Here is a 15,480-nt window from a genome sequence, read left to right on the forward strand (position 1 = left end):
TTATTGCTAGTTGGGAGAAGTTAGATGTTTAAGATAATCATTAACAATTTACATTTAGAGAAGATACTTTGGATCATTAAGACAAAACTGAAATATATGATCCTTATAGGACTGATTTGTGGAATATTAGCTGGTGGGTTTACCTATGTAACAAGGCAGAACACCTATGCTTCAGAAATTTCTTTATACGTTTACAGCAATCCGGATTATATAAATGATAGTGGTATAAATTTGTCGACTGGTGAGATTGGAGCGGCTAGTAGCCTTCTGTCTTCATATCTTCATATCTTGAAGAGTCAAAGCTTTTTGGAATCTGTTATAGAGGCTGCAGAGCTGAAAGAACAAGAATACACGCCCAATGGACTAAAGAAACAAATTTCTGCATATGCTGTTCAGGGAACCGCTGTGTTCAATGTAGTTGTATATGACAGTAACCCTTATAATGCAATGTTGATAGCCAATACAATAGGGAAGCTTGCTCCTGAAAAAATTATCAGCATTGTTAAGTCAGGTGGCATAGAGGTTCTTGACGAAGCAACTTTTCCTACAACACCTTATCAGACAACAAGCGTCACAATGGTGACCCTTGCAGGAATAGTTGTTGGAGGAGGTTTATCAGCAATATGGTTCTTACTTATGGGCCTTTTGGATTCGAGGATAAGAAGGGTCTATGAGGTAGATGATAAGTTTACGATTCCGATTCTAGGAAAAGTTCCCCTGTTAGATTCAGAAAATATCGTTGTTAGTGGTGAAAGTCCATTTGTTTTGAAGGAAGCCTATAACGAGATCAGAGCGAATATGCTTTTTCTCGGGAAGGGGGAGAAGTGTCCTGTTTTTACTATTACTGGTGCTGATTATGATGAGGGCAAGACGGCTAACAGTATAAATATTGCGAAGCTGTTTGGTGCAATGGGCAAAAAGGTACTTCTTATCGATGCGGATCTTAGAAATGGTGATATAAGAGAAAGACTAAATTTACCGGAAGGAACAGGGCTGAGTGAGTATCTTGCCTCTATAGCAGATTTGAATATTCATAAGGATATGAATGATAGACTTGATGTCATTACTGCAGGAGCAATGCCTCCTAATCCAACGGATCTTCTTATAAGTGACAGGTGGAATGATCTTATTAAAGACTGTAAGGAAAAATATGACATGATAATTATTGATACTCCTTCAGCAGGAATTGTTGCTGATGCAGTTGAACTTGCCGGGGTATCAACCGCATATATTTTGGTAGTAAGAGAGTTTTTGACAAGGCTTGAAAGAGCGGAAATGGTTGTCAGGAATTTAGAGGCAGTAAATGCCAATATTTGTGGGATTATCTATAATGGGATTTCAATGAAATCAGAGGATTACAATCATAAAGCATTTGCTGATGGTGGGGATTATGGTAAGCGTAATAGTTCCGGTGTACAACACCGAAAATTATTTAAGAAGAAGTCTTGATGCACTGGTGGGGCAGACAATAGATCATTCATTGTTGGAAATAGTAATAGTTAATGATGGATCAACAGACAGTTCACCTGACATCATAAATGAATATAAAGAAAAATATCCTGATATTATAAAGGCTTTTTCTAAAGAAAACGGTGGGCAGGCAACTGCAAGAAATCTTGGCATAGAAATGGCCAGAGGTGAGTACATTGGCTTTGCAGATTCAGATGATTATGTGGATGTAACCATGTTTGAAAAAATGTACATGGCAGCCGTCGCAAATAATGCCGATCTTGTAGAGTGCCATTATCACAGCATGTTAGAACTTGAGAAGTATGACAAAAACGGATTTCCAAAGTACAAGGAAATAGGTACTAATGGACATATTTCCAATCACGAAAATGTCAGAGAATTGTTTTTGAATCCACAGGTTTCACCTTGGAACAAGCTATACAAAAGAGAAGTTTTGATAGATGGTGCTGTGAGATTTCCGGAAGGAATGATATATGAAGATACCTCTTTTTATGTCAAAGCTTTACTGTTTATTAAAAAACATGTTTACGTTGATGAAAAACTTGTTTACTACTGCATCAGGAAAAATTCTACAATGACTGGAAATGCCGGAAGCAGAGTGGCAGATATTTTTAAAGTCCTTGATGATATTTTGGTATTTTACAGAAAAAAGGGATTGTATGAAGAGTATAAAAAAGAACTTGAGTATTTCTGTGTGAAGATAGCGTTTTGCAGTAACTTGAGCAGAGTTGGAAGAGTAGAAAACGGAATAATGAGAAGAGAATTATATGATAAGACTTTTTCTTTTATTCAGAAATCTTTTCCGTTTTATAAAAGAAATGACTATTTTAATGGAAAAATAGGATTTTATGTAAAGTCTGTAAATAGGGCAAATTGCGGAGCATATGCAAAAATTCTGTCTAAGGTAATGGTTGGATGATAAAAAAGATATCTGTAGCGATGGCTACATATAATGGAGCAAAATTTATAGAAGAACAGCTTGATTCAATATTGAATCAGACATTACCTGTAGATGAGATTGTGATCTGCGATGACATTTCAAGCGATAATACAGCAGAGGTCATTACAAAGTACATATCTGATAAAAAACTTCAAAATAAAATTCACTTTACGGTAAATGATAAAAACCTTGGATATGCTTCGAATTTTGTTAAGGCTCTTCGTAAAACCACTGGCGATTACATATTCTTTTGTGATCAGGATGATATCTGGATTTCTGACAGAGTAGAGAAGATGGTAAAAGTTCTTGAAAATAATACTGAGATATGTCTGTTAGGATCTGAATTTGAACCCTTTAAATGCGATAAAGATGCACCGGATCCTCACAAATGGGAACTTAAGAAGTTTAGAAATGATGATTCAATTGAAAAGCTTTTGTTTAATTCTGAAAACATATTTATAGGGTGTCAGGGGTGCACAATGGTTATGACCAGAGATTTTATAAATCGGGTTATTGTTTTTTGGTATGAAGGGTGGGCTCATGATGAATTTGTCTGGAAGATGGCTTTGTCTGAAGAATCGTTATATTTTTACCATAGAAAAACTATAAGGAGAAGACTACACTCAAATAATGTCACACTTCATAAAGAACATGATAAGGGAAAACGGCTTAAGTATTTGAGTGATTTAGAGAAAAGTCACAAGCAGACAATTGTTTTTATTGATCATCTGTATAGGAAGAACAAGATATCTCAGCAGGAATATGAGAGAAAAACGACCTTGCTGAATAAACATATAAGGGCGACTCAAATGAGAGAGGATCTTATTGGCAGAAAGAAAATTTTTAACTCCATAAAGCTTTTGGGCTTTTTGGATTGTTATCACAAAAAACGTGCAGTACCTGTGGAACTTCTTATGGTACTGAAATAGGTTTGGAAATTAGGTATGGAAGTAAGTCTTGGTTTGAAGAAGGGGAAAAGTAAATATATAAAAGAACGAGAAACGAAATTGTTTTACAGGAGTTCTGTGCTCTTTATCTTTGCACTCTATGTATTGCCACCATATTTTGGCATTCGATTACCGGGCTTTGATATGACTGCTTTGAGATTTATGACATTGGTTATACTTTTGCTTATCTTTGCAGATCATAAGAGGGCTAATGATTTTCTTGAGCTTATAAAAGAGGAGAAGATAACTCCGTTCTTGTTATTTTACATTTTTGTTTTAGGATACACGATGGTATTCAGGGCAGATTTTAATTGCTTTTTCAATCCCTTTATAGAAATTTTGCAGTTATATTTATTGATCTATGTCATTAGAGAAAGCGTCGGTGTTAATAAAACAGTAAAAATGTTGATTGCTTATCTCTACCTTTTTGTTGTTTTGGGCATTGTTGAAGCAGTGACTCAATTTTCACCTTTTTTGTTGCTTCAGACAATACATAGGGGAACACTATATTCAGGTTCATTTGTTAGAAACGGAAGCTACAGAATAATGAGTAATGCTGGGCATTCACTGGGATATGGACTGTTTTTGGTAACGGCTATGCCCTTTGCAGGAATAGACCTGGAGGCAAATGAATACAATATTTTTAAGAGACCATTATTGCTGATAGGAACAATAATCAATATTTTTTTGACAGGATCAAGGTCAAGCCTTGGAATAATGGTGCTTGAATTTGCATTGATGTTTATATTCACTGAGAAAAAATACATTAAGATGAATATTGTTTCCCTGGTTGTATTTTCTTCTTTGTTCATGGCTGTTGTGTTTGCTACTCAGTCTACTTCATTTGGAAAATACATAATGCTTCAGATTACATTGCTCATTGATACTCTTTTCGATACTACTTTTTCCATAAAGTATGGCGCTGATCTGACTAATATGAAAGGCAGTTCTAACTACAGACGTCACATATGGAGGATTTTCTTTTTGAAGTGGCTTAATCCTATTCTGGGCCAGGGAAAAAAGAGGGGATTCATGTCAGTTCTTGACGACGGCAGCGTTATCAGATCAATAGATAATTTTTATGTATATCATTATGTTATGTATGCTTATCCGGGGTTGATTTCCTATTGCTTATTCTTGATTTCAATGGGATTAAGAATGATCATTGAATTTTTTAGAAGTAAATCTGCACTAGTGAAAATGGTGCTGATAGGAACTATTGGCTACTATATTCATTTATCAGTAGTAGATGCTTTGATGACGTTGAAGTATCAATATGTTCTTTTCGCCATTTTTATATGTCTTGATTTGCCTAAAAATGAAAAAAATCTCACAAGTTCTTATTTTGGAAAGAAAAAGTCTGTTTATATAAAGGAATGATATAGGGGTTTGGAGCTAAAGATATGCGGATGGAATTATACAGCATATTATTGTTATTTGCAGGGCAGTTAGATGGAATAAAGCTGTCAGATATATTAGTAAGTGTGTTTTTGGCTTTGCTTATAACTTTCGTGTACGAAATTACATGTATGGTAAAAAGAAAGCAAAGATCTGTTTTGTATTTAATTTTGCTTTTTCTATCGATTCTATATTTTGAGATTACAATACTGATCACTATTATACGCAGGGAACCAGGGACTTCCTACCATTCAGGTAAAATTGTTCCGTATTTTCAGTGGGGAGTTATTAATGGAGATGTTTATGGACAAAGACAATTTTTCTATAACCTTCTCAATGTGTTTTTGTTTATTCCCATAGGCTTTATGCTAAAAGGATTAGAGCAGAAGGCCAGTGGTTTAAAAGATGATGCTATGACTGCACTAACAGGTTTTTTAATTAGTTTTTGCATAGAGTTGTTGCAGATCATCACCAAAAGAGGGACTTTTGAAATAACAGATATACTCACAAATTTCATTGGTACCTGCTTGGGAATAATTATTTATGAATTATTAAAGAGGTTATTTAGGCATGAAAGAAGTAAAAAACAAAATATCAACTAAAGACAAAATAATAATCGGTCTTACGATTGCTGCGCTTATCTTACTACTTTTGCTGATTTTTCTGGCAAGAAAAAATGACAGGATTATAACTGAAACACTTGTTGAAAGTGAAAAAATGGTAAAAGAAGATATTGCATCTACTGAAGATGGGGTAATGCAAAGTGCACTTATCCTCACAGAGGTAAATGGAGATAAGTGGATTGAAATATATAATAATTCAAATGCAGATTACGATATTTCAGGCTATTCAGTTTATCTCTCAGGAGAAAAAATAGCTGAAATTGAGGATGGATCAAAAGCTTTAAAAAACGATTTCTATGTTTTAGAACTAAATGCTAATCCTGGAAAAAACGACGGAGCTTTTCTGAGTTTAAGGAATAGGAAAGGCGAAGATGTTTTATCATCGAGTATTCCTAAATTAAATGCAGGACAAAGTTATGGCAGAAGGACAAAAGATTCAAATGAGTTAGGATACGTGACTAGCTCAAAAGGAAAAGAAAATGAGAACCCTGATGATTTTGTAATGGTAAATTATGGAGGAATAGGCATTTCTTCACCCGGTGGATTCTATAATACTGAGTTTGATCTGACCCTTGAAGCCTCAGATGGTGAAAAAATATATTATACTCTTGATGGTACGGAACCCACTGTTGAAAGTACACTATATGAAGAGCCAATAAGGATAAAAAGTCTTTCTGGCGGAAAGTACGTATATGCCACAATGGCAGTAGAAGGTGCAGATGGCGTTTATCTTCCCGGCTCAATTGATAAGGGAATGATATTAAGGGCTATTAAGGTTGATGCATCAGGCAATATAACAGGTTCAACTACTCAGTCATATTATGTCGGATTACTTAGGAAAAGCGAATATGCAAATTTACCAGTTTTATCAATTGTTGCTGAGCCACATGATTTATTTGATTATTTTGATGGCATGTATATTGGTGGAAGAGCCAGAGAGGACGGTGTTACTCAGGGAAACAACTGGAATGGTAATTTCAGATTGGGATGGACCAGAAATGCTAAAATAGAATATTTTGAACCCGGAAGAGGTAAAAGTCTGGAATCAGATGTCGTTATTAATATTTTTGGAGATGATTATAAATCATATAGACAGAAGGGATTCAAGATCAAGATTTCAGAAGAAGAATACAATGGTAAATTTGCGGGTTCATCGATTTTGGATAGCATAGATGCAAGAAATTATTTGACTTTAAGCACTCATTATAATGACAGTGATATGAAAATCAGAGATTATGTCATTAATTCTCTTATTGAAGATTCTAAAGTTACAAATGGCAATTTTACGCCATGCATTGTTTTTATTGATGGTGAATTCTGGGGATTGTATTCTTTTGTCAATAGTTGGGATGAAAAGTATATAAGGAATAAATATGAAATTAATGGCGGGTTAGATATTTATAACGCAAATGACTATTCACCGGTCTTCGAGGATTTATATGAATTTGTTGTACTTAATGATATGAGTGACAGAGAAAACTATAGTACTTTTAAAAGCATGTGCGATATTGACAGCTACCTTCAATACATGTGTTTCAATATTTACGTTGGTAATTACTTATATAATTCAAAAACCGGTTTGGCATGGAGAACATCAGAAAAGGGTACAGGAACATATGATGATGGAAGATGGAGATGGGGACTTCCGGGGATGGATCTGACTATGGGAATAAAAGGTGAGAGTTCTTATAGTATTGATACATTTCTTTTTCCTAATTATGCAAATGATCCATTTCTTAATTCATTGCTTATGAACAAAGAATTCTGCGACAGCCTTGTTAAAACCATGGATGAGATTTCAACTAACTATTTTAGTGAGGACAGGTATACAGAAGTTATTGATAAGTACTCATCACTTTTGAAAAAACCTGTTATTGCATCAAGGAACAGATTTTATGGGGGATATAATGATAAAGTCTATTCAGATGGTGTTGATATCATAAAAAAATATCTTGATAACAGATATTATTATATTTCAATTTATACCAAGGAAGTTGCTGAAAAAGGTGGGGACATTAACGTGATTCAGGCAGAGAGAGATAGGATTAACGGCGTGGTTCCAGAGCAAGCTGAACAGCAACAGTAATTAGCACAATGGAGTAGGTATGATTAACACGCAATTAATCATGGTGGATACAAGTAAGCTGATCAGAGCTTGCTTTGAAAAAAAGAGTTTTAATGAGCTATCAATAGACAAAAAAGAATTATTGAATATAGCTTTGTCAGGAGATATGCAATATCTGCTGCTGTATCCATTATTAAAAAATGAAACGGACATAGAATTTGCTGACAAAATAAGAGATATTTTAAAGCACATCACCTTTATTGCATATGCACAGGCTACATGTGCAAAACAGATCACAGAGCTTTTTGAAAAAGAAAAGTTAAGACACCAGCTTTTAAAGGGGAGTGTTATCAAAAATATATATCCAGCTCCTGAAATGAGACAAATGAGTGATGTGGACATCATTATTTTTGATGAATCTCTTGATAGAGCTGCAAAGCTTTTAGAATCAAAAGGGTATGTGAACCGCGGCCTTGAGAAACATCACATGATTTTTACATCTCCTTTTGGGGTATGTGTGGAGCTTCACTGGTGCCTGTATGATCAAAATGTCGACTATGGGCAGTATCTTTATTTTAAAGATACATTCAGATCACGGCTTGTAGAAAATCTTAGCTATACCTATGAATTTGGAGTTGAAGATTTTTATATTTATATGATCGCACATATGGCTAAGCATTTCTTTGAGACAGGCTGTGGAATCCGCAATCTACTGGATATATATGTTTATACAAAAAAGTATGATAAGCAAATGGATGAAAGATACCTGACAGGTGAATTGAAAAAATGCGGACTTTATGATTTTGAAAAGAATATGAAAGTACTGTCATATATATGGATGGAACAAAGAGAATGTCCTACATTTTTTGAAAATCTTTTTGAATATATGGTTCAGTGTGGGATATATGGAGAACGAAAAAATGGAGTTTGGGGACAGCTTGCAAAAGAAACTGAAGGAAATAAGGCAATTTCTAAAATTCGATACTATTTTCCCTCTATAGATTTTATGAAAGAAAAATATCCATGGCTTTCAGATAAGTCATTCCTGCTCCCGATTGCATGGATACTTCGTGGAACTTCAGGCATGTGGAGTAGCCAAAGTGGAGAACATGCCCAGCTCATAAAAAGGGCAGATAAAAGTGAAATTGAAAAGATGCTTGAAATATATCATAGGATGAATCTGGATTTTAGAAAATACAGTAAGGAAACCAAAAGTGAATAAGGAAATATTTCGTGGTATAAAAGCGGATGGAGTAGCGCTCTTTAAGTATGGTATTTTTCGAAAGAGAATTGATAACCGCAAAGATAAAAAGAAAAAGGATTATCTGGCAATAGCATGTATTATCAAAAATGAAGGCAGATATATAAAAGAATTCATTGAGTTTCATTTTTTGGCAGGAGTTGAAAGGATATATGTTTTTGACAATGGCTCTGAAGATGGGACGCGAGATGTTCTGGCTCCTTATATTGAGGATGGAAGAGTTGTATATTTCTATTTTCCTGGTGAAAAAATGCAGTTTGTAGCCTATAGATATGCCGTCAGATATTGCAGAAAGTATACCAGATGGCTTGCACTTTTGGATGCAGATGAATTTTTGTTTTCTCCTTTGGGTGATCTGAAAGATATTTTGAGAAATTATGAGAATGAAGTGGCAGTAGGAGTCAATTGGGTAAGTTATGGACCAAGTGGACATGAAAAGCGTCCGGAGGGGCTTGTTATCGAGAATTATTACCAGACTTTTGCTGATAAAGACCATCTTTTTAACAGGCATATAAAGAGTATAGTTGATCCTAAAAAAGTTAAGAGTATAAGATCACCTCACTTTTGCAGATATATAGGAGACAAACTTGCGGTGGATGAAAATTATAAGCCAATTGATGGAAAGGTAAGAAATGCCCCTTATAAGTCAAGAGGTTTTACAGATAGAAACAGTGTAGAGAAACTCAGGATCAATCATTATATTACGAAGTCTTTAGAAGATTTACGTGAAAAGGGAAAGCGCGGTTATCCTGACGGGATGCCGTCCAATGTGTACGAGGAATCGGTGCAAAGATTTGATGTGCCGCTAGTAGAAGATAAGAGTATTGTGAGATTTATTGCTCCTTTGAAGGAGAAAATTAAATAAATGGCAGGATGGTTGTGACATGGCAGTAAGTCGTTCAAAAAGAACTGTTCAAAATATGATTTTTGGATTCATGTATCAGATTGTAACTGTAGTTTTGAACTTTGTTTCCAGAACAGTTTTTATTCATACTTTAGGAGCTGAATATCTGGGGCTAAACACAATATTTTCTGATGTATTAAGCCTCTTATCAATGGCGGATTTAGGATTTGGCCTTGCCATGAGTTATAGCTTCTATAAACCTTTGGCAGAGGGCGATAAAGAAAAGATAAAATCCCTTACGGCTTTTTTTGGGAAAGTATACAACATAATTGCTATCGCAGCGACTGTTGTGGGACTGGCGCTTACACCTTTTTTGAGATACATAATAAAAACCGAGCAACCGGTTCCTCATTTGGAAATATATTATTTCTTTGGTTTGGCAGGTGTAATTATTTCATATCTTTTTGTGTATAAGACAACTCTTTTGGTTGCTGATCAAAAAGATTACATGATCGGTAAAATAAGAATAATAAGATCTCTTGTTGGGACAATCATTAAGATATTTGTTCTGGTCGCATGGAAAAACTATATATTATATTTAGCTGTAAATGTAATTGTTTCATTTTGCGGGAATTTCGCTGCTTCGAGAAAAGCAATAAAGGAATATCCATATATCAGGGATCTTAAAAGTGCAAAAGAATTAGATAAAGAAAGTAAACACAACATATTTGCAACACTAAGATCCATTATGCTTTACAAATTAGGAATGCTCCTTTTCCACTACACGGATAATATTCTTATATCCATGCTGTTGGGAGCAGCTGTTGTAGGTGTTTTCTCCAATTATTGGATGCTCAGCACAAGGCTTATTTTGGTTGAACAGATAGTATTTGCGTCCATGGTGGCCAGCGTTGGAAACCTTATGGTAAAGGAGTCAGAAAAAAAGAGATTGGAAGTTTTTGATTCCATGATGTCTATAAGCTATATTTTTTGTGGAATACTGACATGCGTTTACGGACTTGTAGCAGATGACATGGTTCATGTATGGCTTGGCAATGAGTTTCAGGTATCTACTTCAGTGGTAATAGCAATTGCGCTTAACACATATTTTACCAGCGTACTTCATCCTGTAGCTATTATCAGAGAAGCAGCAGGTATTTACAATAAAGTAAAGTACTGTATTATGTTTGGCTCTATTCTTAACATTGTTTTGTCAATTGTTCTTGGATTAAAGCTTGGGTTGGTAGGAATAATACTTGCATCAGTCATTTCGAGAATTGCTTCATATTATTGGTTTGAGCCTGTTGTCATTTATCGTGACTTCTTTGGAGGAGGTTGCATAAAATTCTTTTTTGAGCTGTTTAAAAATTTTATATTGGTTCTGGTGGTTATTTTGGTGCTGCACTTAATTTCAAGAAATTTCGTTCCTGGTAACTGGTTTGAACTAATTATAAAAGGTGGGATAATTGGCGTGATCTGCACCATCATTTTTATGGGAGCATATATCAGAACGCCCGGAGCTCAGAATATTATCGTGAAGATTAAAAGTCTTTTAGGAAGGAACTAGTGTAATGAAACGGAAGCTAAAGGTATTTGCATTTAAGCTTATAAGAGTCATTGGAAGATTCTTCTATAGAAGACGAATATGGCTTATTAACGATAGGGCTATGCTGGCAGGAGATAATGGAGAAGCGTTTTTTAGATTTCTTTCTAATAAGGATGTTGATGCTGTTTTTGCCATAAAAAGAAAGAGTCCTGATTATGAGAGAGTAAAAAAATACGGTGAAGTTGTTGAATATGAATCATTAAAACATAAATTTTTATCAAGTGTTTGCGATTGTCATATAGGTTCGATCACTATACATATGGATGATCATGAAGAGGCACCTCAGATATTCTTGCAGCATGGGGTTATATTCAGTGATTGTTCGAGCTATCTAAATCCTGCAAGCCATGACAAATTCTATATATTAACAAGTGCTGAAAAGGAAAAAAATGGTCTATGCACTGGCAGATATACAATAAAAAATGACAATATCTGGCTTACAGGGCTGCCAAGATTTGATTACTTAAATGATAACTCGAAAAAAAAGATAGTAATTATTTTTTCATGGAGGACAGATATTCCATTGCTGACCCGTGAAGAAGTGCTGAATTCTTTATATGTAAGGACTATTCTTAGAATTTTTGATGATGAAAGAATAAACAGGGTGTTAAAGGATGCAGGGTATGAATTATATATAAAACTTCATCCTGAAGTTCAAATACTTGAAAGTATTCTTCCAGAGAGGATTAAAAACAGAATTTACAGAGAATCATTTAATAAATTATATGAAGAAGCCTCTTTACTAATAACGGATTATTCTTCAGCAATTTCTGATTTTGTTTATTTGAATAAACCTGTTCTTTACTATCATTTTGATAATGGTGAATATTATAATGGCCCATTTAAAGCAAAAGGTGATTATGACTATGAAAAAGATGGTTTTGGTCCGGTGACTTATTCATTTGATGATTTTGCAAATGAACTGGAAAAAATAATAAATAACCATTGCATAATGGAAAAAAAATATAAGGATCGTGTAGATAAGTTTTTTGCATATCATGATCGGAACAATTGTGAGAGAGTTTACCAGAACATTAAGAGACTAATAGGATGAGTTTTTATTATAAGGCGTATGGATTAAATATACATTCAAATATTGAGTTTTCTCAGTTGCTCACTGTAAATGTCACAGATGATAAAGCTGATTTAGATATAAGTGTTGAAGAAAGCGAAATTCTGTCTGTGGACGGAAAGACAGAGCTTGTAGGTAAGCCTTTTTACGGAAAGACAATATCAGGGCAATGGTTTATTAACCAGGTAGGTAAATTCCTTGTTGAAACTAAAAATGGAAAATCTAATATAAAATGTACTAAGTACAAAGACGCGGACTTAGATATTGTTAAATGTTTTGTTTTAGGAATCTGTATTGCCATAGTTTTTACGCAGAGAAAGAAAATAGTTTTGCATGGTAGTTCACTTATGTATAAGGGCTGTACTTTCATGATATGTGGAGACAGCGGAGCAGGTAAATCTACTCTTTCTACAGCATTTATAGAGAATGGAGCACTGCTTTTAGCAGATGACATATCTGTTCTTGATGAGGAAAATGGCGAAATATATACCTTTCCCGGATTCCCTGAGCAAAAGCTCTGTAAGGATGCTGTACTAAGGCAAAAATATGAAATTGAAAAGCTTAGATTTATAAATGATGAAAAGGGAAAATATGGTGTAAACAGAACCAATGTTTTTGCAGATGAAAAGAAGAAAGCAAATGTTATGTTTGTGATTCACTCTAAACATGCCAAGGACATGGATAACAGCATGATCCAAAATGGGATTGTTGCTTATGAAGTATGCGGCGCAGATAAAGTCAATGCCATAACAGATTGCTTTTTTCTCAGAGAACTCTATGGAGATATTTTACTTCTGCCACCTGATGAAATGGAGAAATGTTTTAAGATGGCAAAGCAGATGAAGATAGTTGATATAACAAGAGATAGAAATAAAGATACTTTAAAACAGTTGAAAGATATTATTATAGACAATTTGTTTTGATTTAGATAACAGGGGAGAAAAGTTTTGTCGGCGATTTGGGGATGTATAAGCAGGAAAAACAACAGAATAGATGATTTAAGCCAGAAGATGAAAGAAACATATCTTGAATGTGCAATTGACAGATATGATGAGAAGTTTTTTGACGGGGGCTTTTTTGCTTGTGGTCTTCAGTATTTTAATTGCAGGTCGAGAAAAGATATTCTTCCTATATATGATGTCCAAAATGGACTTATTTTTACCGCGGACATTATACTTAATAACAGGGATAATACAGTCTTTGAAATTTCCAATGAACTTAAAACTAATAATGGATTAAGCCTTGCTTTTTTGAATGAAACTTATAGTGAGATGTCTCTTAATGAAATACCGGACGGGGCATTAGCTTATTTGGCATGGCTGATTTGGAGAGAGAAGTTTGTTGATCATATCCAGGGGCTTTTTGCTATAGCTATATATGATATGACAAAGAAAGAATTTTTTCTTTTCTCTGACCATATGTGCAATAGAAGTATTTACTATTTCGTAAATGATGATATGCTCTTGTTTTCAACTCTTCCAAGGGCAATCTTGGAGGTGATGCCGAAGGAATTAAAGGGAATCAATGAAAAGTGGTTTGTAGCATGTGAAGCTGATAGTATGCCTCAAATGTATTATTTTCCTTCGCTTACCCCTTTTGATAATGTATATCAGTTAACAAGGGGAGAACTTTTAAAGGTAAAAATTTGTGCTGAAAATAAGGGTTTTACCAAAAGAATAGTTGATTATTGGAATCCAAAATTTAAAAGAAATAAAGGTCATGGTCTTAATTATAAAGATATATTTATAAATACTTTCACGGAATGTGTAAAAGATACTATTGATACAGATGGGGATGTTGCTATCGCTTTAAGCGGTGGCCTTGATTCTACTTCCGTTTGTGCTATTGCTGCGAGGCTTTTAGCAAAGCAGAATAAGAAAATATATTCATATACATCTGTTCCACTACCGGGGTATAAAAGTGACTATGATGCTTCTGTTGTGGTTGATGAATCAGAAGGTGTCAGAAAAATGTGCCAGATGTATGACAATATTGTTCCTGAGTTTGCTGCTTGTGAAGAAAAGAGTGCTTTTACTGAAATGGAAAGGCTTGTCCATATGCTTGCTATTCCGGTTAAAGTGTGTAGTAATGCGGTCTGGATAGATGAAATTCAGCAAAGAGCCCGCAAGAGAAAGTGCAGAGTGTTTCTTAACGGACATTTTGGAAATTCGACTGTCTCAAATGGAGGAGTCCTTGGCAGAGTATGTGATGAGATATTATGTGGAAACTTTTTTGAGGCCAAAAGACAGCTCGCATATTATGGAGAAAAGCACGGAATAACCCGAAAAGAACTTGTATGCGGTACGCTAAGACAGTTATTAAAAGGAATTTTTCTAATCCTTAACTGTGACAGGGCTTTTATTAATAGTTTCGATGACAGGTATATTAAGAAAGGCCTTGTTAATAAGCATAAAATAATTAGCTACCAAAGAAAAACATATTTAAGGCTGGGGTACTCAGAACTAAGAAGCAGAAAGAATGTTATGGCGTTTGTTTTGGATAAAGCTGCACTACAGAATGTATGTGTTTATGATACGGCTTTTAGCCTCTATTATGGGATCATAACAAGGGATCCTACCAAAGATAAGAGAATTGTGGAGCTTGTAGGAAACATGCCTTCTTGCGAATTTGCAGATAAGGGAATTGAAAGACGGCTTATAAGAAAATACATGGCTGGTTTCATTCCTGATTCCATACGTATGGAAGATAGAAAAGTAGGTCGACAGTCAGCGGATATGACTTACAGACTTGGAAAAATTGGTGAAAAGAGTATAAATACTGATCCTAAATCAAAGATTTATAAATATTTTGATATATTTGAGGTAAAGAAGTTATTTGATAGTGATATTACAAAAGACAATGCGACAGATATTGTGCGTATTATGGTAGCTGATAAATTTTTGGAAGAGTTTGGATGTGTCTGATGAATAAAAAAAGACCATGATGACCATGGCCTTGGTGATGGGTTATGGATTAATCGGATCTACGATGTCTTTTCTGTTATCGGTATTCATTCCGGTGCCGCTGAAAGAATGGTAAAGATTTCCATCCTGAGCTCTGAATGTATAGTCAGGATTAATTTGAATAGCAGAACCACGAGCGGTTTTATTTATATCAAGTTCTTCAATGATAGGTTTATTCCAAGTTTTCATAAACATTCCTCCGTACACAAATAGCTTATAAAAAAAAGCTAGCATTTTAAAGAGCTTGTGTAAAGAATTCTAACAAAAATGAAAGAATTAATTATTGCAAAG

13 protein-coding genes are annotated in these 15,480 nt (G+C 34.6%); 12 read left to right on the forward strand and 1 reads right to left on the reverse strand.

Features of this window, described 5'->3' with window-relative positions; translation table 11 throughout:
* The first annotated feature begins 24 nt into the window (after window positions 1–24).
* The 12 genes from E7303_RS05050 to E7303_RS05105 all read left to right on the forward strand — a co-directional run bounded on the left by E7303_RS05050 (window position 25) and on the right by E7303_RS05105 (window position 15,150).
* The gene (locus tag E7303_RS05050; RefSeq protein WP_292144138.1) at window positions 25–1,449 is read left to right on the forward strand and encodes a polysaccharide biosynthesis tyrosine autokinase; all 1,425 of its coding nucleotides are present in this window, start codon (window positions 25–27) and stop codon (window positions 1,447–1,449) included.
* The gene (locus E7303_RS05055) at window positions 1,391–2,389 is read left to right on the forward strand and encodes a glycosyltransferase family 2 protein (RefSeq protein WP_292144139.1); all 999 of its coding nucleotides are present in this window, start codon (window positions 1,391–1,393) and stop codon (window positions 2,387–2,389) included. Before E7303_RS05050 ends, E7303_RS05055 begins: the two co-directional genes overlap by 59 nt.
* Complete coding sequence (locus tag E7303_RS05060) at window positions 2,386–3,339, forward strand: glycosyltransferase family 2 protein (protein WP_292144140.1); 954 nt, start codon at window positions 2,386–2,388, stop codon at window positions 3,337–3,339. The genes E7303_RS05055 and E7303_RS05060 overlap by 4 nt, the downstream gene beginning before the upstream one ends.
* A gap of 564 nt (window positions 3,340–3,903) precedes the next feature.
* On the forward strand, window positions 3,904–4,737 hold the full coding sequence (locus E7303_RS05065; protein WP_292144141.1) for an O-antigen ligase family protein: 834 nt from the start codon (window positions 3,904–3,906) through the stop codon (window positions 4,735–4,737).
* Between the two features lie 23 nt (window positions 4,738–4,760).
* Window positions 4,761–5,357 (forward strand): VanZ family protein, encoded by a 597-nt coding sequence (locus E7303_RS05070; RefSeq protein WP_292144142.1) that lies wholly within the window; start codon window positions 4,761–4,763, stop codon window positions 5,355–5,357.
* Complete coding sequence (locus tag E7303_RS05075; protein ID WP_292144143.1) at window positions 5,326–7,464, forward strand: CotH kinase family protein; 2,139 nt, start codon at window positions 5,326–5,328, stop codon at window positions 7,462–7,464. Before E7303_RS05070 ends, E7303_RS05075 begins: the two co-directional genes overlap by 32 nt.
* Before the next feature lie 19 nt (window positions 7,465–7,483).
* Window positions 7,484–8,665, forward strand: coding sequence for a nucleotidyltransferase domain-containing protein (locus tag E7303_RS05080; RefSeq protein ID WP_292144144.1), 1,182 nt, complete (start codon window positions 7,484–7,486; stop codon window positions 8,663–8,665).
* Window positions 8,658–9,569 carry a glycosyltransferase family 2 protein gene (locus E7303_RS05085; protein WP_292144145.1) on the forward strand — a complete coding sequence of 304 codons (912 nt, stop codon included), beginning with the start codon at window positions 8,658–8,660 and terminating at the stop codon, window positions 9,567–9,569. Before E7303_RS05080 ends, E7303_RS05085 begins: the two co-directional genes overlap by 8 nt.
* A 19-nt stretch (window positions 9,570–9,588) precedes the next feature.
* Entirely contained in the window at window positions 9,589–11,115 is a 1,527-nt protein-coding gene (locus E7303_RS05090; RefSeq protein ID WP_292144146.1) for a lipopolysaccharide biosynthesis protein, read from the forward strand.
* 4 nt (window positions 11,116–11,119) lie between these two features.
* Window positions 11,120–12,208: a CDP-glycerol glycerophosphotransferase family protein gene (locus E7303_RS05095; protein WP_292144147.1), complete on the forward strand. Its 1,089-nt coding sequence runs from the start codon at window positions 11,120–11,122 to the stop codon at window positions 12,206–12,208.
* Window positions 12,205–13,149, forward strand: a complete 945-nt coding sequence (locus tag E7303_RS05100; protein ID WP_292144148.1) for a hypothetical protein — start codon at window positions 12,205–12,207, stop codon at window positions 13,147–13,149. Before E7303_RS05095 ends, E7303_RS05100 begins: the two co-directional genes overlap by 4 nt.
* A 24-nt stretch (window positions 13,150–13,173) precedes the next feature.
* Complete coding sequence (locus tag E7303_RS05105) at window positions 13,174–15,150, forward strand: asparagine synthase-related protein (RefSeq protein WP_292144149.1); 1,977 nt, start codon at window positions 13,174–13,176, stop codon at window positions 15,148–15,150.
* Between the two features lie 42 nt (window positions 15,151–15,192).
* Here the strand turns inward: E7303_RS05105 and E7303_RS05110 are convergent, their stop codons facing one another.
* Window positions 15,193–15,378, reverse strand: coding sequence for a hypothetical protein (locus E7303_RS05110; RefSeq protein WP_292144150.1), 186 nt, complete (start codon window positions 15,376–15,378; stop codon window positions 15,193–15,195).
* Between the last annotated feature and the right edge of the window lie 102 nt (window positions 15,379–15,480).

It is taken from the genome of Butyrivibrio sp., assembly GCF_015056685.1.
Lineage (GTDB): Bacteria > Bacillota > Clostridia > Lachnospirales > Lachnospiraceae > Butyrivibrio.

Coding starts and splice junctions, on each gene's coding strand:
- E7303_RS05050 (WP_292144138.1), top strand. CDS start 25: ATGTTTAAGATAATCATTAACAATTTACATTTAGAGAAGATACTTTGG.
- E7303_RS05055 (WP_292144139.1), top strand. CDS start 1,391: ATGGTAAGCGTAATAGTTCCGGTGTACAACACCGAAAATTATTTAAGA.
- E7303_RS05060 (WP_292144140.1), top strand. CDS start 2,386: ATGATAAAAAAGATATCTGTAGCGATGGCTACATATAATGGAGCAAAA.
- E7303_RS05065 (WP_292144141.1), top strand. CDS start 3,904: ATGAGTAATGCTGGGCATTCACTGGGATATGGACTGTTTTTGGTAACG.
- E7303_RS05070 (WP_292144142.1), top strand. CDS start 4,761: ATGCGGATGGAATTATACAGCATATTATTGTTATTTGCAGGGCAGTTA.
- E7303_RS05075 (WP_292144143.1), top strand. CDS start 5,326: ATGAAAGAAGTAAAAAACAAAATATCAACTAAAGACAAAATAATAATC.
- E7303_RS05080 (WP_292144144.1), top strand. CDS start 7,484: ATGATTAACACGCAATTAATCATGGTGGATACAAGTAAGCTGATCAGA.
- E7303_RS05090 (WP_292144146.1), top strand. CDS start 9,589: ATGGCAGTAAGTCGTTCAAAAAGAACTGTTCAAAATATGATTTTTGGA.
- E7303_RS05095 (WP_292144147.1), top strand. CDS start 11,120: ATGAAACGGAAGCTAAAGGTATTTGCATTTAAGCTTATAAGAGTCATT.
- E7303_RS05100 (WP_292144148.1), top strand. CDS start 12,205: ATGAGTTTTTATTATAAGGCGTATGGATTAAATATACATTCAAATATT.
- E7303_RS05110 (WP_292144150.1), bottom strand. CDS start 15,378: ATGAAAACTTGGAATAAACCTATCATTGAAGAACTTGATATAAATAAA.